Annotated in this window: 22 protein-coding genes; 14 read left to right on the top strand and 8 right to left on the bottom strand. The window is 40.2% G+C overall.

Features of this window, described 5'->3' with window-relative positions; translation table 11 throughout:
• Positions 1-355 precede the first annotated feature (355 nt).
• The 3 genes from HH214_RS12225 to HH214_RS21955 all read right to left on the bottom strand — a co-directional run bounded on the left by HH214_RS12225 (position 356) and on the right by HH214_RS21955 (position 3,633).
• Positions 356-700 carry a four-helix bundle copper-binding protein gene (locus tag HH214_RS12225; protein ID WP_169608045.1) on the bottom strand — a complete coding sequence of 115 codons (345 nt, stop codon included), beginning with the start codon at positions 698-700 and terminating at the stop codon, positions 356-358.
• Between the two features lie 219 nt (positions 701-919).
• Positions 920-2,446: an IS1182 family transposase gene (locus tag HH214_RS12220; RefSeq protein ID WP_169608043.1), complete on the bottom strand. Its 1,527-nt coding sequence runs from the start codon at positions 2,444-2,446 to the stop codon at positions 920-922.
• An 86-nt stretch (positions 2,447-2,532) separates the two neighbouring features.
• Complete coding sequence (locus HH214_RS21955; RefSeq protein WP_211166214.1) at positions 2,533-3,633, bottom strand: DUF6515 family protein; 1,101 nt, start codon at positions 3,631-3,633, stop codon at positions 2,533-2,535.
• Between the two features lie 202 nt (positions 3,634-3,835).
• Between HH214_RS21955 and HH214_RS12210 the strand changes: the two genes are divergently transcribed.
• Both HH214_RS12210 and HH214_RS12205 read left to right on the top strand, forming a co-directional pair.
• A complete protein-coding gene (locus HH214_RS12210) occupies positions 3,836-4,159 on the top strand; it encodes a hypothetical protein (protein ID WP_169608042.1) in 324 nt (107 codons plus the stop codon).
• Between the two features lie 82 nt (positions 4,160-4,241).
• Complete coding sequence (locus HH214_RS12205) at positions 4,242-5,768, top strand: IS1182 family transposase (RefSeq protein ID WP_169605910.1); 1,527 nt, start codon at positions 4,242-4,244, stop codon at positions 5,766-5,768.
• 166 nt (positions 5,769-5,934) lie between these two features.
• Here the strand turns inward: HH214_RS12205 and HH214_RS12200 are convergent, their stop codons facing one another.
• Genes HH214_RS12200 through HH214_RS12190 form a run of 3 tightly spaced genes read right to left on the bottom strand, consistent with a single transcriptional unit; the run spans position 5,935 to position 11,532 of the window.
• Positions 5,935-6,789, bottom strand: coding sequence for a BT_3987 domain-containing protein (locus tag HH214_RS12200; protein ID WP_169608040.1), 855 nt, complete (start codon positions 6,787-6,789; stop codon positions 5,935-5,937).
• A 14-nt stretch (positions 6,790-6,803) separates the two neighbouring features.
• Positions 6,804-8,249: a SusD/RagB family nutrient-binding outer membrane lipoprotein gene (locus HH214_RS12195; RefSeq protein WP_169608038.1), complete on the bottom strand. Its 1,446-nt coding sequence runs from the start codon at positions 8,247-8,249 to the stop codon at positions 6,804-6,806.
• 43 nt (positions 8,250-8,292) lie between these two features.
• A complete protein-coding gene (locus HH214_RS12190) occupies positions 8,293-11,532 on the bottom strand; it encodes a SusC/RagA family TonB-linked outer membrane protein (RefSeq protein ID WP_169608036.1) in 3,240 nt (1,079 codons plus the stop codon).
• A 178-nt stretch (positions 11,533-11,710) separates the two neighbouring features.
• Between HH214_RS12190 and HH214_RS12185 the strand changes: the two genes are divergently transcribed.
• The 12 genes from HH214_RS12185 to rpiB all read left to right on the top strand — a co-directional run bounded on the left by HH214_RS12185 (position 11,711) and on the right by rpiB (position 22,833).
• Positions 11,711-12,043 carry a PadR family transcriptional regulator gene (locus tag HH214_RS12185; RefSeq protein ID WP_169608034.1) on the top strand — a complete coding sequence of 111 codons (333 nt, stop codon included), beginning with the start codon at positions 11,711-11,713 and terminating at the stop codon, positions 12,041-12,043.
• Between the two features lie 29 nt (positions 12,044-12,072).
• Complete coding sequence (locus tag HH214_RS12180; RefSeq protein ID WP_169608033.1) at positions 12,073-12,777, top strand: PspC domain-containing protein; 705 nt, start codon at positions 12,073-12,075, stop codon at positions 12,775-12,777.
• Positions 12,762-13,715 carry a hypothetical protein gene (locus tag HH214_RS12175; protein WP_169608031.1) on the top strand — a complete coding sequence of 318 codons (954 nt, stop codon included), beginning with the start codon at positions 12,762-12,764 and terminating at the stop codon, positions 13,713-13,715. Before HH214_RS12180 ends, HH214_RS12175 begins: the two co-directional genes overlap by 16 nt.
• Positions 13,716-14,073: 358 nt before the next feature.
• Positions 14,074-16,554 (top strand): outer membrane beta-barrel family protein, encoded by a 2,481-nt coding sequence (locus tag HH214_RS12170; RefSeq protein WP_169608029.1) that lies wholly within the window; start codon positions 14,074-14,076, stop codon positions 16,552-16,554.
• 187 nt (positions 16,555-16,741) lie between these two features.
• Positions 16,742-17,254 (top strand): YceD family protein, encoded by a 513-nt coding sequence (locus HH214_RS12165; RefSeq protein ID WP_248282084.1) that lies wholly within the window; start codon positions 16,742-16,744, stop codon positions 17,252-17,254.
• Between the two features lie 16 nt (positions 17,255-17,270).
• Complete coding sequence (gene rpmF, locus HH214_RS12160) at positions 17,271-17,465, top strand: 50S ribosomal protein L32 (protein WP_169608026.1); 195 nt, start codon at positions 17,271-17,273, stop codon at positions 17,463-17,465.
• Between the two features lie 18 nt (positions 17,466-17,483).
• On the top strand, positions 17,484-18,422 hold the full coding sequence (gene plsX, locus HH214_RS12155; RefSeq protein ID WP_169608024.1) for a phosphate acyltransferase PlsX: 939 nt from the start codon (positions 17,484-17,486) through the stop codon (positions 18,420-18,422).
• Between the two features lie 10 nt (positions 18,423-18,432).
• Positions 18,433-19,422, top strand: coding sequence for a beta-ketoacyl-ACP synthase III (locus HH214_RS12150; RefSeq protein ID WP_169608022.1), 990 nt, complete (start codon positions 18,433-18,435; stop codon positions 19,420-19,422).
• A 75-nt stretch (positions 19,423-19,497) separates the two neighbouring features.
• Positions 19,498-19,977, top strand: a complete 480-nt coding sequence (gene accB / locus HH214_RS12145; protein ID WP_169608020.1) for an acetyl-CoA carboxylase biotin carboxyl carrier protein — start codon at positions 19,498-19,500, stop codon at positions 19,975-19,977.
• A 93-nt stretch (positions 19,978-20,070) separates the two neighbouring features.
• Positions 20,071-21,411: an acetyl-CoA carboxylase biotin carboxylase subunit gene (gene accC, locus HH214_RS12140; RefSeq protein WP_169608018.1), complete on the top strand. Its 1,341-nt coding sequence runs from the start codon at positions 20,071-20,073 to the stop codon at positions 21,409-21,411.
• 75 nt (positions 21,412-21,486) lie between these two features.
• Entirely contained in the window at positions 21,487-22,356 is an 870-nt protein-coding gene (tatC, locus tag HH214_RS12135) for a twin-arginine translocase subunit TatC (protein WP_169608016.1), read from the top strand.
• A 42-nt stretch (positions 22,357-22,398) separates the two neighbouring features.
• A complete protein-coding gene (gene rpiB, locus HH214_RS12130; protein ID WP_169608014.1) occupies positions 22,399-22,833 on the top strand; it encodes a ribose 5-phosphate isomerase B in 435 nt (144 codons plus the stop codon).
• A 132-nt stretch (positions 22,834-22,965) separates the two neighbouring features.
• Here rpiB and HH214_RS12125 read toward each other — a convergent pair whose 3' ends face one another.
• Both HH214_RS12125 and HH214_RS12120 read right to left on the bottom strand, forming a co-directional pair.
• Complete coding sequence (locus HH214_RS12125) at positions 22,966-24,768, bottom strand: cytochrome-c peroxidase (protein WP_169608013.1); 1,803 nt, start codon at positions 24,766-24,768, stop codon at positions 22,966-22,968.
• A 99-nt stretch (positions 24,769-24,867) separates the two neighbouring features.
• Positions 24,868-26,259, bottom strand: a complete 1,392-nt coding sequence (locus tag HH214_RS12120; RefSeq protein ID WP_169608011.1) for an alkaline phosphatase family protein — start codon at positions 26,257-26,259, stop codon at positions 24,868-24,870.
• Between the last annotated feature and the right edge of the window lie 72 nt (positions 26,260-26,331).

Genomic DNA, 26,331 nt, shown 5'->3' with positions numbered 1-26,331 from the left:
TATTTCCTTAAACTTAATAGCTTAAGCTCATAAGCAATTCACTCGGTCTAAATAAATTATTATTTACAAAAAACTCAGACATTATAGTTTAACAAGCAATAATCGTGCTTGTTCACCTTTTCAAATGCAAGTACAAATTTATATCAAAATCAGCATTTCATAACTTAAACTAAAAAGGTTTTTAGCATAATCTGCTTAGGCGCTGTTGTCAGTAAGTTACTTTCTGACTATTTTAAAAAATTGTGAGACAAGCTTAGTACTACATAAAACAGCCTATAAAAAGATTAAAGCCCAATGAGGCCGATCTTTTTATAGGCTGTACATAACTTAACAGTTTTCCTGCGAACTATACAATTTAACTTTGTGTAATTTGCTGGTGATGAGCATGACATGCTTCTGCACAGGTACGGCAGGCTTCTGCACACTGCTGGCAATGGTCATGTTCATGCTTACCGCACTCATCACCGCACATACGGCAAATTTCTTCGCATAGCAGTAAGTATTGCAATGCAATATCTGATTCACGTTGTAATAGGCGGGCAGCCTGCAAGCACATGTCGGCACAATCACGATCTAGCTTGATGCAACCTGCCATAGGGGTTACATCGGCCTCCTGTAAGCAGGCGGTAGCACAGTGTTCACAAGCCAAAGCACAATTCCATAAAGTTTGTATCAGGCTTTCATATTTAGTATTTTCCATAATGGTATGTGTTTTAATTCTTATTAAACAAGAAATTATAACTATGATATGTTTAAACAATTTGAATAAACTAAAGAGGCCGTCTCATAAGTCAAATATGAGGCGGTTTTTTATTTAGTTATGATTTTTGGTTGGAAGGTTGAGTGAAAGATGTCAGCAGCCGTTTAAGAACCGGGGATTGATTCTAACAGGTTCTAAAAGTCTATAAAAAGCTTGTTTTCAGGTTTTCCATTTTCTTAGGTTATGTGCGATGGATAATAAGCCGATTTCGACCTCGGCCTTGGACATCCCTTTCAGCAGGAATCGTCTGAAGCCATGGTTATGCTTTAATTGGGCGAATACCGGTTCCACATCGGCCGGCCTTCGTTTCCTGAGGTTGATACCCTGTTCTGTATTCAACCGTTCTTTGGCTGCCTGTTTATGTTGTCTTAGGCTGTGGTTGATCTCAACGACCCGGTTACCCTGTGTAGTATGGCAAACACCACGCATCGGGCAACCTTCACAGTTCTGGGCACGGTAACGGCTGATCAGTTGTACAAAACCAGATGAAGTGACTCGCTGACCGTTACCGATATGCGCCATCCATTGACCTATCGGACAAACAAGGTAATTCTCCGCTTCGTTATAATGCAGGCTGTCGTTACTGAACGCTTTGATACCGTCCTTTTGTTCCTTATCGAACGTATTGTATTTGATGTAAGCCTCAATGCCTTTTCGCGCTAACACACCGTAGTTCTCATCCGATCCGTAGCCGGTGTCGGCAACAATGGCTTTGGGCAGGTCTTTATATAAGGCTTGGTATTGTTCAATATGGGAAGACAAGGTTTGGTAATCGGTTGAGGTTTGATGCAGGGTATAATTAAGGATGAATTGCTCCTGGGTGGATATCTGCAGGTTATAGGCCGGCTTAAGTTGTCCGTTCAGCATATGGTCTTCCTTCATCCGCATGAAGGTGGCATCCGGGTCGGTCTTTGACATGCTGTTACGGCCGGCTAATAACTTTTCCTGCTCGTCATACCGTGCCAGGCTCTCCGGCCAGTGCTTCTTTGCGTAGTTCAGCTTTTGCTTTACTTTTTTGTCTACGTCTTCTTTATCATCTAAGGCTGCATTGATCTTTGAGATGGTTTCCTTTACTTTCTCCGGGTTGATCTCACTATATTCCAAGGGCGCTGTATCTTTTAGTTCTTCGGCGGCAATGCTTTGCGCATAACCCCACAGTTCATCAAGCTGGGCTTTCATCTTATCTTTATTCGCCTTGATGTTTTTGCCCCATACGAAGGTGTACTTGTTCGCCGCTGATTCGATCTTGGTACCATCAGTAAAAACGGCTTCTTTCAAGGATACGATACCTTCCTGCTCGAGCAGCAACACGATTTGTGAGAAGATCTGCTTTAAGACGCCTGACAACTTCTCGCTGCGAAAACGGTTGATGGTGTTGTGGTCGGGTTTTTTCATCCCTAAAAGCCACATGAAGTGTACGTTCTGTGCCGCCTGTTCTTCCAGTTTGCGTGAGGAATAAGTATTGGTCAGATAGCCGTAAACCAGCAGCTTCAGCATCAGCCGGGGATGGAAACTTGACGCCCCGCCGCCTTTGTACTTCCGGTTGATCGGTTTGACATCTACCGCGTCCACGACCTGTTTAACGATACGGACCGGATGACCTGTCGGTACCAGTTCCTCCAGTTTGTACGGTAAAAACGTTAACTGGTCTGGATCATATTCCTTAAAGACTATCTTGCCTCCCATGCCTTTAAGATACCAAAAATATCCTAAAACAACAAGAGACTGTCCCTTATGAGACAGCCTCCTAACTATTATATCAGAAATATTATTTATTGTTGACCACCATCACTTGGAAGGCTGGCTACTACATATATCTTTTTACCGCTGGCATCACGTTGCTCATGGAAATAGATACCATCGGGCGATACGAAATATTTTTCACCATTTACACTCACTTTACGGCTGTTGTTAGGTAACTCGTTTATTACGTCACCTACTTGCGGATAATCAGCTGGGCTGCCCTGATCCATTTGTCCACCTTGTTGAGGCTGGCCATATTGACCTTGATCTACCTGACCATTATATGCATAGGTACCACCTTGATCGGTATTTAACTCGCCATCTTTACCCACTACACGGTAAACTACACGGCCGTTATTGTTTTGAACCGGTAAATAATACACACCGTTCAACTCATAATATTGCTCACCATCAATAGTGATTGGTTGTGCATCAGCTGGCAATTCATTTAACTCAGCACCCACTGGAGGGGCTACTACTTGGTAACCACCGTTGTAAGGTTGATAGAAATAACCACCGCTATAATAGAACAAATCAGAACCGTAATAGAAAGGATAATAGCCGTAAGGTAGTACATTTAAGTAAAAGCCTAAACGCGGACCATAGTAACGGCCATAAAAGCCTCTATAATAATGATTGAAGCCTCCTCTGTAACCAAAACCACCATATACACCACGTACACCATTACGGAAGTAGCTACGACCAGCATAAATATTACCTCTTGAACTAAACCCGCCACGACCAGCAAAGCCTCCACGTGCACCAAAGCCGCTAAAACCACGGCCAGGACCTGTAGCAAAGCCTTGACGACCTGCAAATCCTGAGCGCCCAGCAAAGCCGCCTCTCACTCCACCGCCATTACTAAAGGCACCACGAGAAGCAAAACCACCACCACGCTGGGCAAAACCGCCGCCATTACTGCGCCCAGCAAAGCCGCCTCCACCATTACCGCGGAATCCACCACCAAAGCCACCGCCTCCTCTGGAGGAGAAACCACCACCACCTCCGCCGTGAAAGCCACCACCACCATGAGAACCTCCACCACGTTGAGCCTCGGCTGGAACGGTAGCCAGCAAACCAGTTATTGCACTGATAACTACGTAAACTAAATATCTATTTAACTTTTTCATCTGCTGAATTTTTGTAACTTATATTGTGTATAAGCTTTTGTTGTTATTTGGAAGATTTGACTATAAATCTTATCAACAGTTTAACATAGGTTGAAAAAATTTATCATGGAATTAAAAATATATCACAACTACAATGCCAGCAAATTAACTATTCATTAAAACCGCTAGAGATATATGCCGTTTAGTATATAAACATAGAAGCATGACAATACCTGATAATGATTTAAGCAATCAGAGTGATTACTTAAACACTGACCACGACAAAATACAAGATGCTGCTAATAGTGACGCCGCTAAGTTTAATACTGATGAGCAGGAAGAAGCAGCTAATAACATTGTAGGTACAGCCTTTAATGATGTAGGCAATATCAATCCGGATACTGCGGCAAACCGTAATGAAAATTCGGCTCCACTAACCACACAAGGCAGTATTGAAGAAGTAGAAGAAGATTTTAGTGGCACTACCAACCTGAGTTTAGATCAGCTGAAAAAAGAACGTGACCCGGAAGGGATGGATGGAGAGTAACTGTTATAACGTAAATAAAAAGAGGCTGTCTCATAAGGGACAGTCTCTTGTTGTTTTAGGATATTTTTGGTATCTTAAAGGCATGGGAGGCAAGATAGTCTTTAAGGAATATGATCCAGACCAGTTAACGTTTTTACCGTACAAACTGGAGGAACTGGTACCGACAGGTCATCCGGTCCGTATCGTTAAACAGGTCGTGGACACGGTAGATGTCAAACCGATCAACCGGAAGTACAAAGGCGGCGGGGCATCAAGTTTCCATCCCCGGCTGATGCTGAAGCTGCTGGTTTACGGCTATCTGACCAATACTTATTCCTCACGCAAACTGGAAGAACAGGCCGCGCAGAACGTACACTTCATGTGGCTTTTAGGGATGAAAAAGCCCGACCACAACACCATCAACCGTTTTCGCAGCGAGAAGTTGTCAGGCGTCTTAAAGCAGATCTTCTCACAAATCGTGTTGCTGCTCGAGCAGGAAGGTATCGTATCCTTGAAAGAAGCCGTTTTTACTGATGGTACCAAGATCGAATCAGCGGCGAACAAGTACACCTTCGTATGGGGCAAAAACATCAAGGCGAATAAAGATAAGATGAAAGCCCAGCTTGATGAACTGTGGGGTTATGCGCAAAGCATTGCCGCCGAAGAACTAAAAGATACAGCGCCCTTGGAATATAGTGAGATCAACCCGGAGAAAGTAAAGGAAACCATCTCAAAGATCAATGCAGCCTTAGATGATAAAGAAGACGTAGACAAAAAAGTAAAGCAAAAGCTGAACTACGCAAAGAAGCACTGGCCGGAGAGCCTGGCACGGTATGACGAGCAGGAAAAGTTATTAGCCGGCCGTAACAGCATGTCAAAGACCGACCCGGATGCCACCTTCATGCGGATGAAGGAAGACCATATGCTGAACGGACAACTTAAGCCGGCCTATAACCTGCAGATATCCACCCAGGAGCAATTCATCCTTAATTATACCCTGCATCAAACCTCAACCGATTACCAAACCTTGTCTTCCCATATTGAACAATACCAAGCCTTATATAAAGACCTGCCCAAAGCCATTGTTGCCGACACCGGCTACGGATCGGATGAGAACTACGGTGTGTTAGCGCGAAAAGGCATTGAGGCTTACATCAAATACAATACGTTCGATAAGGAACAAAAGGACGGTATCAAAGCGTTCAGTAACGACAGCCTGCATTATAACGAAGCGGAGAATTACCTTGTTTGTCCGATAGGTCAATGGATGGCGCATATCGGTAACGGTCAGCGAGTCACTTCATCTGGTTTTGTACAACTGATCAGCCGTTACCGTGCCCAGAACTGTGAAGGTTGCCCGATGCGTGGTGTTTGCCATACTACACAGGGTAACCGGGTCGTTGAGATCAACCACAGCCTAAGACAACATAAACAGGCAGCCAAAGAACGGTTGAATACAGAACAGGGTATCAACCTCAGGAAACGAAGGCCGGCCGATGTGGAACCGGTATTCGCCCAATTAAAGCATAACCATGGCTTCAGACGATTCCTGCTGAAAGGGATGTCCAAGGCCGAGGTCGAAATCGGCTTATTATCCATCGCACATAACCTAAGAAAATGGAAAACCTGAAAACAAGCTTTTTATAGACTTTTAGAACCTGTTAGAATCAATCCCCCGGTTCTTAAACGGCTGCTGACATCTTTCACTCAACCTTCCAACCAAAAATCATAACTAAATAAAAAACCGCCTCATATTTGACTTATGAGACGGCCTCATTTTATTATTTCAGTTTCAATTACTGCATTTTTATTGTTTCTGATATGGTACGATCACCTGATGCACCTACATATTTATAATTCAATGTAAATGTTTTGGTTGATGGATCATATTTACAAGTACCATTGTTTTGCAAAGTTTGGTTAGCAGAAGATGGTGAAGGCGTTACAGTAACTGTATTATCAGCATTAACTTTCAAACGCATAATATAGCTGCTGGTTCCTAAATCAGCTGCTTCAGTTTCACTTGTAGTAGCATCAATGGTTGCAAGCGTTTTAGAACGGCTTGACCAAGTACGTGATGTAGATGGAGGAATATTAATAGTTCCGTTTGCTAAGTAACTACCATCGTACTGGTTTTTTACCTTAATAGCATACAATATAGTATTGTACTGATCAGGAGTTGCACCAGTAGCACTTGATATAACCAAAGGTAATACATAGTTAGCTGTAGATGGTATTGCAGATGTATTAACATTAACTGTTAATGTACCTGTACGTGAATTAGCAGGAATTGTTAAAGTTAACCCTGAAGTTGTATAAGCTGTTGAAGGTAAAATAGTGTAAGAGGTATTATTAGCTTTGTTATAAGCATCCAAAGCAGTTTGACTTACGGCTAAATTAACGGTAACAGGAGTTGAAAGCAATGTTGGTGATGCTAAGTTTACAGTTACAGTAAATGGCGTTGTAGAAGTAGATGCAACTAATCCTACAGTATTAAATGTACCAGAATATGCGGCTACCGGAAACTCAACTAAGGGCTGACTGCCACCAAAGTCTACATACCGATGATCTTTCAAACACGAACTTAACAAAGACATAGCTGCTATCATAACTGATAACGCAGCTGTTTTTATGTATATTTTCTTTTTCATTTTTGCAGAGTTAATTATTTAGCCCAAAATATTTTAGAAGTAAACCTGTCAATATTACCTTGAGCAGCTACGTTAGCAGCATTAGTTTGATACTCAATTGCAGGATACAAAATACGGGTAACTTGATTTGGTGCATTAGCGCCAGGGTAAACAGATAAAGGAATATTATCAGGATAACCAGTTCTGCGGTATTCATTATATGCTTCTAAAAACCCATATCCATTTAAAGCAGCCCACTTCTGTACGATAATAGCTTTTTCTTGTGCTGCGGCTCCAGTTGTTGGATAAGCAATTGCTGATTGCGCATAATAAGTAGCAGCAGCAGCAGAAGCATTCGTAACACCAAATTCAGTGAAAGAAGCAGTAATACCAGCTTTGTATAAAGTAGCGGCGTCACCACTAATATACCCAGCATTTACGGCCTCAGCTTGCAAGAATAATGCTTCAGATGAATTCATTATAATAGCATCCATAGTAGGCGATTTTAGTAAACCTGGCCCAAATTTACTACCTGTCTGTCCAGCTGGTGTAGTTGAGGTGGCCCCAAAAGGAGTAGCTACGATGTTGCCACTTGCATTAGCCTGATAAGCTAATGTTAAACGCGGGTCATTATCATTTGAATAAAAGCTAACTGCATAGGAGTTGGCCTGATATTGCAAATTGTTAGTTTGCCCTGTACCTGACTGAGTATAGCCATAAGAAATCCAAAATGGACTTTGTTGCCCACCATTAGCATCAACACTTAAATATCCTGGATTTACAGCAGCATGGAAAGTAGCATCTATATAGCCGATTGAAGAAGTAGCTGCAATAGCCGTTTTTAAGGCAGATGTTTTAGAAGAAATATTGCTTTGTCTAATAGCTAATCTTAATTTTAACGTATTGGCAAATTTCAACCACTTGGTCATGTTACCCTGAAACATTACATCTGATGTACCTGGATTTAAAGCAGAACTTGATGCTTTTTGAATTAAGCTTATGCTAGCGTCAAGTTGTTTAAGCAAATCATCATATATAGCAGAGCCGCTATCATAAGTTGGCGTAAGATTACTTGTTGCCTGTATAGCATTAAAATACGGTACATTGTTATAGTTATCAACGAGTTGCTGATAATCATAAACAGTCATGATTTTAGCTATAGCCTGAAAATAAGGTTCAGTAGTAGATGATGTCAATGCTGAATAGTTAGAAATATTAGCATATAGCGGAGTAAACACATTATAATCAGCAGTGGTAAAAGTGTATTGCTCTAATGCCACATTAGGCTGATAACTTGTGCTCCAGCTTAAATAGCCCATCCAGTTACCATATTGTGTATAACCAGTACCATTAATGATACCAGCACTAGTTTTTAACGCTCCAGTTAGAATTAACTGCGGCGTAGCAACTGATGGCTGGTTAGGGTTTGTACTTAATTCTAGAAAGTTTTTTTTGCAACTGCTCTCAGCAATAGCAAGCATAATAAATATTATTGATAAATACTTTTTCATAACTCCGTTTTTTTTAGAAAGTTAAGTTCAGGTTAGCGCCGAATATACGGGTTGGCGGAAGCTGGCTACCATTGTTAATCCCGATGGCGTTACCTGTTGTAAATGAAAATTCAGGGTCTGCCCATGTGTTGGTTTTTGGTCTGAACATTAATAAGTTTCTGCCTGTTAAAGCAAAAGATGCTCTTTTAATAAATTTTGATTTTTTAACAAAAGATGAAATATCAAAATTTAATGTTGCTTCTCTTAATTTCCAGAAAGCACCACTAGCTACATAACTACTAGCAGCACTGTACCAGGCACCACTATCCCAGAAACCTATATTACCATCATTAACCGCTACACTGGTATTTGGCACATAAGTATTGGCACCGGTTTGAATAACTGAACCTGGGAAAACAAAACGTTGGCGGCCAGCACTAGCAGAAAGCTGAGAAATACCGGCAGCAGTAGCTTCAGATAAACCTTCATTGTAAATCACGTATCCTGTACGAAACTCACTCACTAAGGTTAAAGTCATGAATTTATAGCTTACGTTTTGAGTTAAACCTAAAATGTATTTAGGTGTAGTACGGCCTAAAATTACTTGACTGGTTGCAGATGACGGTAAACCTGTGGTAGGACTAACTACTACATGACCTTGTGGGTCACGTACAACATCAGTACCATATAACACAGGATAAGGCTCACCTACTATAGCTTGAGAAGAAAGTGTGGTATACCCACCTAATGAAATTTGTTTTAAATCTCCATATAGAGATAATACTTTAGAATTTTGGATAGCTAGGTTACCACTTAAATTCAAACCAACTTTGTTTTGTTGTTTGGTAAGTGCTTGTATGTCTAATTTTAACTCTACACCTGAGTTTTTCACCTCGCCTACGTTAATAATAGCATTTTGATAACCTGTAGATGGAGATGTACTGATATTAAGGGTTTGGTTACGGGTATGGCTATCATAATAAGTTGCACTAGCATTAATACGATTGTTAAAGAATCCCAAATCAGCACCAAACTCAACCTCACGGGTAAGCTCAGGCTTTAAGTTTGGATTATTTAATTGCGTAGCCAACGTTAAACCACCAATATTGCCGTATGGAAAACCTGATGTTGCAGTATAATAAGGAACAGTACTGTAAGCAGGAGTATTTACCTGGCCAACCTGGCTGTATGATGCCCGCAATTTACCATAGCTTAAAATTCTATTCCCTTTCAAAGAAGATATGGCATCTGTAAATAAGAATGAACCTTTAACTGACGGATACCAGAAAGAACGATAAGCAGAACCTAATCGAGAATCATGATCGTTACGTAAAGTTGCTTCTAAGAAAGCATAATCCTTGTAGTTAACGTTAAGGGATCCAAAATAAGCAATCTGGCGGATTTTTGCTTCGGTAGTTGCAGTACTAGGTACACCTAAAATGCTGCCAATGTTATAAAAACCATTAATCAGCAAGTTTGTACTACTGTTAGATGTTTGCTTGTAATATTGTTGCCAAATACTATTACCTAACAGTAAATTAGTTTTAAAATCTTTAAAGAAAGTGTGGTGGAAATTAGCATAGATATCTTGCTGTATGCGTGAATATCCCTGCGGACCAGCTCCTGTAGAACCACTGCCATCACCAAATTGCGAAATATTTTGAACCTGGCCAGGAATTTTACCAGAACTACCACCATATGAAGTAGCTTCATTGCCATAACCGCCAGTTGGATCACTCATAGCATAAGGGCTAAAATCAACCTCTGCCCGGGTATACTGCTGCTGAAAACTTCCAAAGTTGGTAGCTATACGATAGTTGGCATCAACCCAATCAGCTGGTTTAATATTACCATTGAAGCTGGCATTAAGTGCATCGGTACGTGAGTTATACCTGGAGTTATTGACAGTCCAATAAGGGTTAACGCTATAAGAGTTATAAAAAGTGTTTACATCAGCAAACGGCTGTGTAATATTTTTAAAATTGGTTAAGGGCACCCATCCTGGGGTGTTCATAATTTCTGAATATAATGTTCTACCACCATCTAATGACGTACCATCATATCCGTTACCATAAGTACTGGTATGAGATTGTGTATAACCAGCTGTGAAATCGGCACGGAAGATGCCGTAAGTTTTAGTAGCTGATACACGGGCCGTAGTACGTGTATACTTATCATTAGGTACAATACCTGTACGATACAGATTATTTGCTGTTAAATTAAAATTGTTATTTGCGTCACCTGAATTGTAAGATAAGTTATTCTGATCACTATATCCTGTATTAAAGAAAGCTTTGCGAGGATCCTTTTTGAGTGCCGCATAAGGATAAGTTTGCACTGTACCATCAGCTAGTGGAACACCTAATTGGATAGGCTGTCCGTTGTAAGCCGGGCCATAAGATTGATTTTCGAACGTTGCAGGTTTTATAATAAAGCCAGTTGTTGGATCCTGGTATTCACCACCTTCACCACCGTAACCGCCAAAACCATTTTGCAATTTTGGAAAATACGAAATTGTTTCCAATTGAAATGAGTTGGAGTAGTTGATTTCAGGAACACCGGTTGAACTACCACGCTTTGTAGTAATAATTAATGCACCATTTGATGCTTCTGAACCATACAATGCTGCAGCACCCGCACCATTTAAAACGTTCACACTTTCAATATCATCCGGATTGATAGTATTTACCGCATCTGGTGAAATAGGAACGCCATTTAATACAACTAATGCATAGTTATTTCCTGTTACATGTCGGTTGCCTCGTAAAGTAAAACGGGTAGAAGGGTTAACACCATTATTTACGGTACTTAATACCAAACCCGGAACTTTAGCTGTCAAGCCATTTGTAAAGTTGGTAGGATGAGTTTGCGTTAAAGACTGGCTGGTAATATTAGTTGCTTGGTAGCCTAACTCTTTAGCCTGCCTTTTGATACCCAAAGGACCAGTTACAACCACCTCACCCAATTGCCGGGTTGATACCTCAAGCACTGCGTTAATTGTATTACCGTTACCCCTAGCTACGATATCTTGTGATACATAACCAATAAAGCTAAAAGTTAAAGTAGCATTATTGGGCACACTGGATAGTGAGTATTTACCGTTGGCATCAGTTTGCGTACCGGTATTCGACCCACTCACCTTTACAGTTACACCCGGCATTGGTTGTCCATCATCTTTAGCCGTAACCGTACCGGTTATGGTACGATTTTGTGCATAGAGCTGCATAGCAGAAAGCAGCAACAGACACAAACTTACGAGTAGAAGTTTCTTCATGTTCTTTAAATAAGATCAGTTAATAGTTAATTATCAATAAAAGTAGACTTAGAATTTTATAAAATCAAGAAGAAGGTTAAAAAATGTTAAAATTTATAACAATTCTAATCAAAATTTAATTCAACAAAATTAGTACTATGTATTGCATAGTACATTACAAAACATATATCTTTGTTATATGATTGTAGAGAATACGCAAACACAAATGCGCAAGGGCATTTTGGAATATTGCATTCTATGTATTATAGCAAGTGGCGAGATATATGCTTCAGACATAATTGCTGAGCTGAAACGGGCACAGTTGCTGGTAGTAGAAGGCACGCTTTACCCCTTGCTTACCCGATTGAAGAACAATGGCTTACTTACCTATAATTGGGTAGAATCCACATCGGGACCTCCCCGAAAGTATTACACACTATCGCCCGAGGGACGTAATGTGCTGGAGCAATTAGATAAAACCTGGCAAGAACTGGCATTTGCCGTACAAACCTCTATAGAAGGCAGAAAATAAAACACCAACACCCATCACACCAAATCATCATGAATAAAACAATCATTATCAACATAAATGGCATCATCTTTCATATTGAAGAAGACGCTTATGAAGTATTGCGAACTTATATGACTGAAGTAAAGCGACACTTCTTTAACTCGGCCGATAGTCTAGAAATCACTACTGATATTGAAAACCGCATTGCTGAAATGTTTACTGAAATACTAGCCCGCGAACACCGCCAAGTAGTTACCGAGCAGGATGTAAAAGCAGTAATTGAACAAATGGGCTCAGTACAGGATTTTGATTATGAAGAAAGCGGCACATCAGCTGCCTATACAGATACAACCGGACGACGCCGATTATTTCGCGACTCTGATGATCACTTGGTAGGTGGTGTATGCGCCGGCATTGCCAACTACTTTGATGTAGAAACAGTTTGGATACGTTTAATTTTTGCGATATTTTTTGTAGTAGGTGGTACAGGCTTGCTATTATATATCGTATTATGGATCATTGTTCCGCAAGCTACCACCCGGGCCGACCGTATGGCTATGAAAGGTGAACCTTTAGACTTACAAGGCTTTAAGCGAAATTTTGAAGCAGAATTGCATTCGGTAAGCGGCCGCTTATCAGCCATGCACCATGAAGCACGACCACTTATGTACAAAAGCCGTGATTTTATCAGTGATTTTACCCACCATTTAGGCACCTTTTTAGGGGAGCCGGCAAAATTTTGCTTAAACTTATAGGCATTGCCGTTATATTAGCCTGCGCAGGCGGCATTATTGGTGTAATTATAACCTTAATTACAGGTTTAGTATTCAATCAATACCATTTTAGTTTGCCCATCAACTTTTTTGAATACCACTATATCAATCAAGTGTATGTGGTAATTAGCTTGGTCGTTATTATACCGTTGGTAGGCTTAATTATGTTGGTATCGCGCTTAGTTTTTAATACCGGCAAGTACAACTCTACCATAGGTTATACTTTACTCATGATCTGGATATGTGCGTTTGTGATGCTGATTTATCATGGTTCGAGAGTGGCAACAGAGTTTAATGAATCTGCTAGTTTTACGCAAACCATCAACATCAAGCCCGTAGCTAAACAAACTTATTATTTAAGGTTGAATGATGTAATGTTTCTAACTAAAGAAGACAGTGCCAGGTTGGACATTGAGAATCGCTTTAAAAACATGACGCTGACTGATGATCCGGATGAAGATAACCGGGAGCCTCGCAGTTTAGATATCGACATTGTTAAAGCCGAGGTAAGCCACCCGGTATTAATTGAAAATTTCACCTCACGTGGGCGCGACTATGACCATGCTTTAATTAATGCACGCAACACCCGCTACATATTTTTACAGCAAGATTCCATTCTAAAATTTGATCGTATAGTTCGCCGAAACCAGCATGACTTATGGCACAATGAACGAGTGAAGCTAACATTGCAAATACCACTAAATGCTACCATTTTTATTGATGATCGTATCAATAACTATATCAACAACAGTATAAATATTTACGAATGCAACATTGCACAAAATCATGGCAAAGAGGCCTCATCTATGGCCTTCATCATGACTGATAATGGCTTGGAATGCAAAACCGATAGCATTATGGATAACATCCAACACAAGAAAGACAGTGTAGCAACATTGTCACCTATTTCCAAACAATAAGTATTTAACCTATACTCTATCCATATCACTTATTCATCATAGCCAGCCGGCCTTTAATTTATAATGTTTTATATTTAAAGGTCGGCTGCATAACTCTTGCTTTATCTTTTTCTTACCCATTATTTTTATTGATCTGATTAGCTTTTAACCAATCATACGCTTTGGCATTTTGCATGGTACATCTTTTTTTAAATAATCTGTAACCCAGTACCTCTTTGATGCATCCTATAAGCAAAACAGGCTGCAAGTAACTGATCACTCGAAAGCCTAAAAAAGCTCCCGGCTTATTATTAATTACTTTTTAAAAAGATCAAAAATCTTTAACAGGATAACTATTGCCTAATTTATTCAACCAGCCATGAACACAATCAATTATAAATCAACTTTGTATTGCATAGTAATTTTAATATTATCTATTTCAACTGGCACCCAATATAGCTTTGCTCAGGGTAATCTTTCATCCTCTAAAGTCTCTGGTCATGTGGTAAAAACCAACGCCCAACCCATTGATTATGCCAGCGTAACCTTAATCAAATCAACTGATTCGAGCTTAGTAAAAGGCACTTTAACCGATGCCGATGGTAAATATATATTTGACCACTTGCCTGCCGGAAATTACTTGGTAAAGGTCAATAACATAGGCTATGCAAAATGTTATAGCAATACGGTTACACTAACTGAAAACACTACAATTGAATTACCTCCCTTACAACTTGTAGCCAGCACACAGCAGTTACAAGAAGTTACCGTGGTATCGGCCAAACCACTTATTGAACACCAAACTGACCGTACAGTGATTAACGTAGAAAACAGCACCCTAGCAGCTGGCAATTCGGCATTGGAAATTCTGCAAAAAGCGCCTGGCGTAACTTTAGATAAAGATGATAACATCAGCTTAAATGGAAAGCAGGGGGTTACCGTCATGATTAATGATAAACTTACGTACCTCTCTGCTACACAATTAGCCGCATTGTTACGCTCGACTGATGGAAATACTATTCAGTCGGTTGAAATCATTCCTAACCCTTCCGCAAAATACGATGCGGCTGGCAGTTCAGGTATTATTAATATCAAGTTGAAAAAGAATAAACAATCAGGAACCAACGGCAGCCTAAATACCACTATAGCACAAAGCACCTATTTTAGAGACAACTTCAGTCTCAACTTGAACCACAAAACGGGTAAACTCAACCTATTTACTAACCTGAGTCATAATGATGGCAAAAACAAGCACAAACTAGATTTAAAACGCACGGTAGATAGTGCAGGCAAATCAAACACCTATTTCAATCAGGATTACAAAATGGTGAACGTTCGCCATAATAGTCAATTCAGGATAGGTGCAGACTATGATTTATCATCCAAAAACACCATTGGGGTAGTAGCTAGTGGTTATTATAATACCGAAACAGGAAATAACAATGGTATAACCTATCTGGGTACACAACCTGATGTTTATACATCATACCAGCATCTAGTATCGCGTGAAGCTCAAACTTATAAAAACATAGCTTTCAACATCAACGATCGTTATCAGATTGATACAGCCGGACAAAGCTTGAGTGTAGATATGGATTATTTGTATTATAAGAACAATGGCAATATGCAGTATAACACCTATTTTTATGTACCCAGCAAACCTAGTGCTTATGATTCTTTATTTATCCGCAACCTAATACCGTCTTCTATACGCATCTATACCTTAAAAGCTGATTATGTATATCCTTTTAGCAAAACATTAAAGCTAGAAACAGGCATTAAGTTAAGTGATGTAAAAACAGATAATGATTTACAAGCACAAACCAAATCAGGCTTACCCGGCGCTATTTACGAGAACGACGCTACTCGTACCAATCGCTTTATTTATGATGAAAAAATAAGTGCAGGCTATGCAAACCTTAGCAAAAACTATAAAAACACCTCTGTACAAGCAGGTTTAAGAGCCGAATATACACATTCAGAAGGTGAACTATTAGGTGGAGGATCTGATATTAAACGGCATTATTTGAATTTCTTTCCTAGCGTATTTGTTAAACAAACCTTAAGTAGCAAAAATGAAATAGGTATATCTTACAGTCGCCGTATTGATCGGCCAAGTTATGAATCACTTAATCCTTTCGTGTATTATGTTGACCAGTACACCTATCAACAAGGAAACCCTTTTTTAACGCCTCAATACACCAATGCCTACAATTTAGATTACACTTACAACCATACCATCAATGTAAGTATAGGATATAGCCATACCCATGATGTGATTACCGAAGCCATATTAACCAATGTTGAAAAGAAAACCACTTATGCTACCAACCTTAACTTAAGCACACAGAATTATTATAATATCAGTTTCAGTTCGCCATTCAAATTAAATAAGTGGTGGAATGGTAATTTCAATGCTGTAGGCTTTTACTTAGTTACCAAATCTGATACCTTACTAGGCAATCAACTAAATAGAGGCAAGGCCGCTTACAACCTGAATTTAACACAAACTTTTACACCAGTAAAAGGCTATAAGTTGGAAGTATTAGGTAGTTACGAATCCTCATTAGTATATGGCTTATATGATGTAAAGGCTCGCTATTTTGTAGATGCAGGTATTAGCCATTCTTTTGCTGACAAGAAGGCCAACATCAAGTTTGCCGTAAGCGACATTTTTAACACCCTCCTTTCAGGAGTTAGCAGTAACTATCAGACCAATCATTTTACCCTGCGCCAGAAAAATGATACCCGTGTTGCACGAATAACTTTTACTTACAATTTTGGGAACAGCAAGTTTAAAACACAGCAGCACAATACCGGATCTGACGACGAAAAAAACCGGGTAAAAGGCGGCAACTAATATCGTGCATATACCGCTTTGTCTAATAAGTCAAAGCAGTATATTTATATTACACTCTTTTCTTTTAAATGCACCTGCATTTATTGTTTTAACTAACCTATACCCTATTTTTCTAATTTCAAAAAACGCTTTCCCTTTCAATAAATAATCTCTACATTTGCGGGCTAATTATCGCTCATTGAAAACGTTGCGAACATATGCAATACCTTTTACAGGCCTTAAGCTGGGCAAGCACCAGTTTGAGTATGTAATTGGTAGTGATTTTTTTAACGATTTTGACTATTCGCTAGTTAAAAAGGTTAATTTGCAATGCCAGGTAGAGCTGGAAAAACAGGAAACTATGTTAATCCTGAATTTTCATATCAACGGCACTATTGACCTGACCTGCGATCGTTGCCTTTCTGAATATCCACAACACATTGATATTCGGGAACAACAAGTAGCTAAATTCAGTGAAGAAGAAATTGATGCAGATGAAGAAATTATCACCCTGACTAAAAATGATACAGAAATCAATATAGCAGGGCTGATTTATGAATATGTAACTGTGGCTGTACCGTTTATTGCGGTATGTGATAATGAGGGTAACACCCCTTACTGTGATAAAGACATGCTAGATCGCTTGAATAAGTTATCCAGCAGTGACGAACAAGAAAAAAGTACAGACCCACGATGGGATGCACTTAAAAAATTAAAATGATATAATTTAAAAGGTTATGCCAAATCCAAAACGCAAATTCTCCAAATCAAGAAGAGATAAACGCAGAACACACTACAAAGCTGAAGCACCTACTTTAACTACCTGTGCTACTACAGGTGCTGTGCATTTGCCTCATCGGGCCTATACTGTTGATGGTAACTTATACTACAACGGTAAATTACTGATTGAGAATACAACTGCTACAGCCTAAGCTAGGATTTTCGCTGAAATGAAGATTGGCTTAGATATTATGGGCGGTGATTTTGCACCCCAAGCGGCAGTTTTGGGTGCAATCGAAGCTTATAAAACCTTATCGGCAGGGCAACATCTGGTGCTGGTTGGCGATAAAGAAGTAGCGGTAAAAATTCTTCAGGAAGAGAATTTTAATCCTGATCATTTCGAGTTTATTCATACCACCGAGGTGATTGGTATGGGCGAACACCCAACTAAAGCTATCGCACAAAAGCCAGATTCCAGCATTGCAGTTGGTTTTAAACTGCTTAAAGAAAATTATATACAGGCTTTCTCATCGGCCGGTAATACAGGCGCTATGCTGGTGGGCGCTATGTTCAGCGTAAAAACTATACCGGGTGTATTACGCCCGGCCATGACAACCATTGTACCCAAACTGAAAGGCGGTTTGGGTATTTTGTTGGATGTAGGTGCCAATGCCGATTGTAAACCCGATATGCTGGTGCAATTTGGTATGCTGGGTAGCTTGCTGGCACAATCAGTATATGGCATTGATAACCCGCGTGTAGCCCTCATGAACATTGGTGAAGAGGAAGAAAAAGGCAATATGCTTTGCCTGGCTACCTACCCGCTCATGAAAAGCAACACCCAGTTTAACTTTATAGGTAACATGGAAGGTCGCGACCTTTTTGGTGAGTTTGCCGATGTATACGTATGTGATGGGTTTACTGGCAATGTGATCATCAAAATGGCCGAATCATACTATGTTATAGCGCGTAAAAAAGGCATTAACGATGAGTTTTTTGACCGCTTTAATTATGAACAGTATGGCGGAAGCCCGATACTAGGTGTTAATGCACCGGTTGTAGTAGGCCATGGTATCTCCAGCCCTGAAGCCATCAAAAACATGGTGCTTTTATCCCGCAATATGGCTGAAAGCCATTTGGTTGAAAAAATTAAACAAGTTTTCGTATAAAACTATAAACATGCATAAACTACAGGCTGCAATTACTGCCGTAAATGGCTATGCACCCGATTATGTACTGACAAATCATGAATTGGAAACATTGGTTGATACCAATGATGAGTGGATCACCTCGCGTACTGGCATTAAAGAACGCCGTATATTGAAAGGTGAAGGCTTAGCTACTTCTGATTTGGCCGTACCAGCTGTACAAGGGCTGCTGGAAAAGCGCGGTATCAGTGCTGAAGAAATTGAGCTGATTATTTTTTGTACCACAACTCCCGATATGCCTTTTCCGGCAACAGCCAACATACTGGCTGATAAGGTAGGCGCAAAAAATGCTTGGGGATACGATTTACAAGCTGCCTGCTCGGGCTTTGTTTATGGTTTAGCTACCGGCGCCAGCTTTATTGAAAGCGGCCGTTATAAGAAAGTACTGGTAGTAGGTGGCGACAAGATGTCGTCTATCATTAACTATCAAGACCGGGCTACCTGTATTATTTTTGGCGATGGCTGCGGCGCAGCGTTGCTTGAACCTAACACAGATGGCTATGGCATTATTGATACAGTGCTGAAAAGCGATGGCTCAGGCCGTGAGTTTTTGCACATGAAGGCAGGCGGTTCGCTTAAACCTGCCACCCATGAAACCGTTTCTGCACGCGAGCATTATGCTTACCAGGAAGGTCAAACCGTATTTAAATTTGCTGTAACCAACATGGCTGATGTAGCTGCCCAGATTATGGAACGCAATCAGTTAAGCGCTGATGATGTGGCTTGGCTGGTACCTCATCAAGCCAATAAACGTATTATTGATGCTACTGCTAACCGGATGGGCGTGAGCGCTGATAAGGTAGTGATCAATATTGAGCGTTATGGTAACACAACTAACGGCACCATACCGCTTTGCCTGTGGGAATGGGAAAGTAAATTTAAAAAAGGTGACAATATTGTGCTGGCTGCATTTGGTGGCGGCTTCACCTGGGGTTCACTATACTTAAAGTGGGCTTACTAATTTGCACAACAATTTTAGTTTATTTTGTTATAACTTAGGCTTTTAATCAATTATCCAAAACTACATACCTAACTCATGGATATTAAACAAATTCAGGACCTGATTCGCTTCGTGTCCAAATCGGGCGTAAACGAAGTATCGATTGAACAAAACGATTTTAAAATCACTATCAAAACCAATCAGGCCCCTACTATTGTTAATGCTACCATTCCGGGACAGCAACCTATATCTGCGGCTGCACCTGTATCTACACCAGTAGCTGTAGCCCACACACCGGCTCCAGCCGAAGCACCAGCAGCTGCCGATGTTTCCAAATATGTTACTATCAAATCGCCGATGATTGGTACCTTCTACCGTTCATCATCTCCTGAAAAACCATCGTTTGCTAATATAGGCGACGAAATACAAGCAGGTAGCGTATTGTGTATTATAGAAGCCATGAAACTGTTTAATGAAATTGAATCAGAAGTTTCAGGCCGTATCGTGAAAATATTGGTTGATAATTCTTCACCAGTAGAGTACGACCAACCGCTGTTTTTAGTAGAACCGATGTAATTGTGTGCGATTACTGCGTTGTCAAAAATAATCTTTATGGATAATATTTACTTTATAACCGTTCAGTAATCAGCCGCCCAATAATCAACAATCATGTTTAAAAAAATATTAATTGCTAATCGTGGCGAGATAGCCCTACGTGTTATACGTACCTGTAAGGAAATGGGCATCAAAACGGTAGCGGTATATTCCACTGCCGACCGTGATAGTTTGCATGTGCGCTTTGCTGACGAAGCTGTATGTATTGGTCCGCCGGCTAGCCGCGATTCTTACCTGAACATTCCTAACATTATATCCGCAGCCGAGCTAACCAATGCTGATGCCATCCATCCAGGCTATGGTTTCTTGTCTGAAAACGCTAAATTCTCTGCTATTTGCGCTGAGTACGGTATTAAATTCATTGGTGCCACTGCCGATCAGATTAATGCTATGGGTGATAAAGCTTCGGCTAAAGCTACCATGAAAAAAGCTGGCGTACCTACTATTCCAGGTTCTGAAGGCTTATTGCATGATGTAAAAGAGGGTATTAACGTAGCTAATAAAATTGGCTATCCTATCATCCTGAAAGCTACTGCAGGTGGTGGTGGCCGTGGTATGCGTATTGTATGGAACGACTTAGAGTTTGAACCCGCATGGGATTCGGCCCGGGCTGAAGCTGGCGCTGCCTTTGGCAACGACGGTATTTACCTGGAAAAGTACGTAGAAGACCCACGCCACATTGAAATACAAGTGGTAGGCGACCAATATGGCAAAGTATGCCACTTATCTGAACGCGACTGTTCTATTCAGCGTCGTCATCAGAAGTTAGTAGAAGAATCACCTTCACCATTTATTACCGAAAAGTTACGTCGTAAAATGGGTGAAGCTGCTATTAAAGGTGCTAAAGCTGTAAATTACGAAGGTGCAGGTACCATAGAATTTTTGGTGGATAAGCATCAAAACTTCTACTTTATGGAGATGAATACCCGTATTCAGGTAGAACATCCGGTGACAGAAGAAGTGATTAATGTGGATTTGATTAAAGAGCAAATTAAAGTAGCTGCAGGTACGCCTATATCGGGCAAGAACTATGAGCCTACTATGCATGCTATTGAGTGCCGTATTAATGCCGAAGATCCATTCAATAACTTCCGTCCATCTCCGGGTAAAATCACCAACTTCCATTCGCCGGGCGGTCATGGTGTGCGGGTAGATACTCACGTGTACAGTGGCTATGTTATTCCGCCTAATTACGATTCGATGATTGCTAAGCTAATCTGTGTGGCACAAACCCGTGAGGAAGCTTTAAATACAATGGAACGCGCCTTAAGCGAATTTGTAATTGAGGGTATTAAAACTACGATTCCTTTCCATTTACAATTGCTGAAAGATCCGAACTTCAGAGCCGGTAATTTTACCACCAAGTTTATGGAAAGCTTTGAAATTGTTGCTTAATTTCAGCGTTCAATAAAATAAAAATATAATACCATTCTAATTTCATCGGAATGGTATTTTTGTTTGTTATACAACATGAGCGATAATAGAATAGTAAAAGCTATAAAAAATAAAACTAAGGATTTAGAGGTGGAAATGTCGTTTTTCGACCACCTTGAAGAACTACGCTGGCATTTAATCAGGGCATCTATCGCCATTTTGATATTTACCAGTTTAGTTTTTTACTATTACGATTTTATTTTTGACCGTATAATCATGGGGCCAAGTCACTCCGACTTCTGGACCTACCGTACCTTATGCAGCATAGGTAATTACCTGCATCGGTCGGGCTGGTGTATGGGTACTATCAACCTACATCTGATGAACAATGAGCTGGCTGGGCAATTTACATTGCAGATCAATTCTTCATTAATCATTGGTATCACTTTAGGTATACCTTACTTGTTGTGGGAAATATGGCGTTTTATTAAACCTGCTTTGCATGAGAATGAACGTAAAGCGGCCAGCGGCTTTGTAATTTATGCCAGTTTCCTGTTTATACTGGGCGTATTGTTCGGATATTTTGTAATTACCCCGATGTCGGTTAACTTTTTATTAAGTTATCAGGTAAGCTCCAGTATCCAAAACTTAATTTCTATTGATTCATACTTATCATCAGTATCAACATTAACCTTAGCAACAGGATTGGTATTTCAGTTACCTATACTCGTTTACATATTATCTAACCTGGGCATTTTAACGGCTAAGTTTATGCGTAATAGTCGTCGGTATGCTATTGTAATTATCTTAATTGTGGCCGCGGTAGTTACTCCAACTCCCGACATGATTACCATGACGGTAGTAAGTATTCCGCTGTTTATTTTATACGAAGTAGGTATTGTTGTAGCTGGGCAGGTTGAAAAACGTAAGCTTAAAAAGCATACTGACTTACTGGCCTCAAAGTAAAAGAAATTATACGGATAGTTAACTAACCATAATACATCCCCCATGAACACAAATCTAAAAATAGCTATCGGTTCTGACCATGCCGGGTTCAACTATAAGCAAGCTTTGTTAGGCTGGTTGCCTCAAGCTACTATCAAAGATTTTGGCACCTACTCTACTGATTCTACCGATTATCCTGACTTTGCCCATCCGGTAGCCTCAGCTGTTGAAAGTGGTGAGTTTGACTTTGGTATTCTGGTTTGCGGTAGCGCAAATGGTGTGGCTATTACAGCCAACAAGCACCAAGGCATACGTGCAGCTATTTGCTGGCAAACTGAATTAGCCAGTTTAGCCCGTCGGCATAACAATGCTAACATCATCTGCATACCTGAACGCTTTGTATCATTAGATGATGCTAAAAGCATGGTAGAAACTTTTCTAACTACTGATTTTGAAGGAGGCCGTCATGCTAACCGCGTGGGCAAAATGGCTTGCTAAACAGCTTCTCTTTCTCTTATAACTTATAAAAGCCTGCTTATGCAGGCTTTTTAGTATACTTTAGTAATATTACTTGTACTCTAAAGCTGTTAGAGAAAGTTTAATAAAGCCAATTGTACATCGTAACTGTATTTAAAGTACCACTTTGCTATCCAAGCTTTTGATAAAAGCAGTAATTTCATGACTCTCTTTTTGGCTTAGATGTAACTGATCAAACGGCAAGGTTTGGTTATCTACTTTCAAACCTAAACCAGCCCCTCCTCCTTTGTTATAAAAATCAACTACTTCATCCAAGGTAGTAAATACACCATTGTGCATGTAGGGAGCTGTACGTGCAGCATTGCGTACAGTTGTAGTTTTAAAGGCATGTTTGAAAGCATCTATCTTTACGAAACTAAATCGACCCATATCTTGATCTAATGCTTTGTTGGCTATAGTTTGGGGCACACCAATTACTTCAGTCTCAATTTTGGTAAACCGCGGCGGGAAAGTACCATTAAATAAAGGCATATAATGGCAGGTACCGCATTTAGCTTTTCCCATAAACAAGTTAAAGCCATTTACCTCTTCTTGGGTCATAGCCGCTTTGTTCCCTCTCATATATTCATCAAACCTGCTGTTCAATAAAGTTAAGCTACGAACATAGGAGCCTAAAGCATTTACTACTTCATTAGAATCTATGGATGTTCTATTCTTTTTGGGAAAAGCGTTTGTAAACAGTTTTCTATAAGTTGCATTTTGCCAGAGCAGATTAGCAGCCTTACTAACTGAACCATGCATTTCCTGCTTATTCGCTACTACATTCAAAGCTTGATCTTCCAGCGAGATAGCTCGTATATCATAAAATAGTGAAGGTTGCAAGGCTGCATTCAGCAAAGTGGGCGTATTCCTGCTGAGTAAAGCATTTCCTTCTACTACAGTATTTTTGGTCAATCCATCAGTAAAAGCCTTTTCAGGCTGATGACAGGACTGACAGCTGCGGGTTCTACTTCCTGATAATATGGGATCGGCAAATAACTTTTTACCCAAAGCAATCTTCTCCTGAGTCATGCCGAAAGAAGCATCCGTAGTATAAGCGTTCACGTTAAATGCATTCTTATCAAACAATGTTTTAGCATCCTGATTTAGCAAACGGTTGTATTGGATAACATGAATGTGCAATTGCTGTTCTAAGTTGCTTAGGCTAACGGTAACCGGATTTCCATATTGCGTAATAAACTCGGCCCTGTTAAACGTATTGAAATTGTTATGCGTTTTCAAGTACATAGCTGCTGAAATAATACTATTTAACAATGGAGCAGTATCGTCTTCATTACCGTAATAAGCGAGGATAGGCTTCAAACTTTCTAAACTTACTGCTGATTCGGCCAGGCTATTTTGCAGCAAAGGCGTATCAAACCCGGTAATACCCAAAGTGAGCACCCGAAATACCTGCAACTTGGCCGCATCAAATACCTGCCCATCTATAATATCTACATTATTAAAATGACTTTTATATTGATCGCAGCCTGTTTGCAGTAATTTGAGCCGTTGTATGAGTTCCTGTTTCTTGCTAATGTTGTACTTAGGAAATAGCAGACTTTCTATCACCTGCAAACCTTGTGGATCCAGTACCAGCGTTCCGGCCATTTCTACTTCTGGTGTTGGTGCTCCATTAATAAACCGGGTAGTTTGCGGAACAAAATACTCAGCGGCCCATTCAAACTTTTTGTATGATAACCGAACTTGTCTGAACAACTGCTGCAGTTGCTGATCGGTAGTCTTACCACTTTCTACTGCATCCAGCAAGGTATTTTTTATTGCTGCAAAGCTATCCACCTGAGTAACCAGTGTTTGTGCAATAGATTTTTCAGGTGTTACCTTTTCACGAAAACAAGAAAAGGCATATCCTGCAACAGCCATTACCAATGCTGATATGAATAAAAGTTTTTTCATGGATGCATAATTATATCAACAAGGCTTAGTATCGGTTAACTAAGCCTTGTTAATGAAAAAATATGAGAAGTCGGTTTGCTGCTTAAAGCAGATGATCTCTTAATTGAAATTAAATACGTTTTGTAGCGGATTTGCATTTTTATCACGATCAGTCAATGGCTTTAGCCCCCATCTTTTTTCAATGAAAGATAAAATACTTACTGTTTCGTATTGGGTATGATCAACATAACCTTGTTTAGCAAATGGCGAAATGATGATAGTCGGTACACGAGTACCAGGTCCCCATTTCTTGTCAATTACCGGAGGCGCTACGTGATCCCAGAAACCACCGTTCTCATCATAAGTTATAATGATTACGGCATCTTTTCCGTTAGGTCCGTTCATCACATCGTTTATCAACTCCACGGTATGGTTTTCACCAGTAGTTAAATCAGCATAACCTGGGTGCTCATTGTTTAAACCTAAAGGTTTCACGAAGGATACACTAGGTAAGGTACCGTTTTTAGCTGCATCAATAAATATAGTTTCATCTTTTAAGTGATCTTTTTTGGCTTGTGTACCGTCAGCATATTTGGCAAAGTAAGCAAATGGCTGATGGTGGAATTGGAAGGTAGCATCAGGTTTACCAGCTAAAGCATTATCCCATCCGCCTGAATACCAAACCCATGATACATTAGCATCACTAAGACGATCACCAATGGTCGGCATAGTTTGATTAGGCACCAAGGTAGTAGTAGCAGCACTAGCCGGGTGTGGTGCATTTACGGTATAACTGGTATTGACTACATAACCGTCAGGCGTTACATTGCCATCTTTTACCACATTGCCTGATGCATCAACAGTAGCTACCATGCTTGATGGCGCATTTGGAAATACCGGGCTGGCAGCTGCAATAAGCCATTGGTGATTTAAGAATGAACCACCGAATGCGCTATGAAAGAAGTTATCGCAAAGGGTATATTTTTGTGCAAAGTTAAGCAAAAGCAGTAAGCTGGTTTTGTAATAGCCCATGGACAAGCCTGCCGAGGTGTTGTATAAAGCAAACTTGTCCATTTTGCCGCCATCAATTTGCATTTGCTCCTGATAATAGCGGTGCAGTACATCCGGAATTTCCTGATCGGCCGGCACATACTGGTCAATGTTAAAATAGTTATTAGGCAGGTTGGTTGGAAATGCGCTGGTACCCGAAATAGCTGGCAAATAAGTGTAAGCTTTACCCGTAGCATCTAACTGAGTAATGTTAGTAGATTGGGAATTTGACAAGCCATTAACTCCCGAAAGCTGACCATACAAATTATCAAAGCTATGATTTTCCAGATAAATTACCACCACGTGTTTTACCTGGCTGATATCGCCTGTTGTATCAACCTTGTCTTTCTTTTTACAACTGAATAGGCTTAAACTTAAAAGTAATACCCCGACAGTTCGCACGGTAGGCCGATAAACGTTAAAGCGCTTTTGACCTTTGCTAAATGCGTAAATTTTGTTCATGCTGTTGTGTTTTATATACCAAATTTCGGTAACCAACATCAACACAACATTATGCTCAGATAACGGAATAAT

This window comes from Mucilaginibacter robiniae (assembly GCF_012849215.1).
GTDB lineage: Bacteria > Bacteroidota > Bacteroidia > Sphingobacteriales > Sphingobacteriaceae > Mucilaginibacter > Mucilaginibacter robiniae.
This window is presented reverse-complemented; position numbering and strand designations above follow the sequence as displayed.

Coding starts and splice junctions, on each gene's coding strand:
- HH214_RS12200 (WP_169608040.1), bottom strand. CDS start 6,789: ATGAAAAAGAAAATATACATAAAAACAGCTGCGTTATCAGTTATGATA.
- HH214_RS12210 (WP_169608042.1), top strand. CDS start 3,836: ATGACAATACCTGATAATGATTTAAGCAATCAGAGTGATTACTTAAAC.
- HH214_RS12150 (WP_169608022.1), top strand. CDS start 18,433: ATGCATAAACTACAGGCTGCAATTACTGCCGTAAATGGCTATGCACCC.
- HH214_RS12125 (WP_169608013.1), bottom strand. CDS start 24,768: ATGAAAAAACTTTTATTCATATCAGCATTGGTAATGGCTGTTGCAGGA.
- accB (WP_169608020.1), top strand. CDS start 19,498: ATGGATATTAAACAAATTCAGGACCTGATTCGCTTCGTGTCCAAATCG.
- plsX (WP_169608024.1), top strand. CDS start 17,484: ATGAAGATTGGCTTAGATATTATGGGCGGTGATTTTGCACCCCAAGCG.
- HH214_RS12220 (WP_169608043.1), bottom strand. CDS start 2,446: ATGGGAGGCAAGATAGTCTTTAAGGAATATGATCCAGACCAGTTAACG.
- tatC (WP_169608016.1), top strand. CDS start 21,487: ATGAGCGATAATAGAATAGTAAAAGCTATAAAAAATAAAACTAAGGAT.
- HH214_RS12120 (WP_169608011.1), bottom strand. CDS start 26,259: ATGAACAAAATTTACGCATTTAGCAAAGGTCAAAAGCGCTTTAACGTT.
- rpiB (WP_169608014.1), top strand. CDS start 22,399: ATGAACACAAATCTAAAAATAGCTATCGGTTCTGACCATGCCGGGTTC.
- HH214_RS12180 (WP_169608033.1), top strand. CDS start 12,073: ATGAATAAAACAATCATTATCAACATAAATGGCATCATCTTTCATATT.
- rpmF (WP_169608026.1), top strand. CDS start 17,271: ATGCCAAATCCAAAACGCAAATTCTCCAAATCAAGAAGAGATAAACGC.
- HH214_RS12190 (WP_169608036.1), bottom strand. CDS start 11,532: ATGAAGAAACTTCTACTCGTAAGTTTGTGTCTGTTGCTGCTTTCTGCT.
- accC (WP_169608018.1), top strand. CDS start 20,071: ATGTTTAAAAAAATATTAATTGCTAATCGTGGCGAGATAGCCCTACGT.
- HH214_RS21955 (WP_211166214.1), bottom strand. CDS start 3,633: ATGAAAAAGTTAAATAGATATTTAGTTTACGTAGTTATCAGTGCAATA.
- HH214_RS12225 (WP_169608045.1), bottom strand. CDS start 700: ATGGAAAATACTAAATATGAAAGCCTGATACAAACTTTATGGAATTGT.
- HH214_RS12195 (WP_169608038.1), bottom strand. CDS start 8,249: ATGCTTGCTATTGCTGAGAGCAGTTGCAAAAAAAACTTTCTAGAATTA.
- HH214_RS12205 (WP_169605910.1), top strand. CDS start 4,242: ATGGGAGGCAAGATAGTCTTTAAGGAATATGATCCAGACCAGTTAACG.
- HH214_RS12170 (WP_169608029.1), top strand. CDS start 14,074: ATGAACACAATCAATTATAAATCAACTTTGTATTGCATAGTAATTTTA.
- HH214_RS12185 (WP_169608034.1), top strand. CDS start 11,711: ATGATTGTAGAGAATACGCAAACACAAATGCGCAAGGGCATTTTGGAA.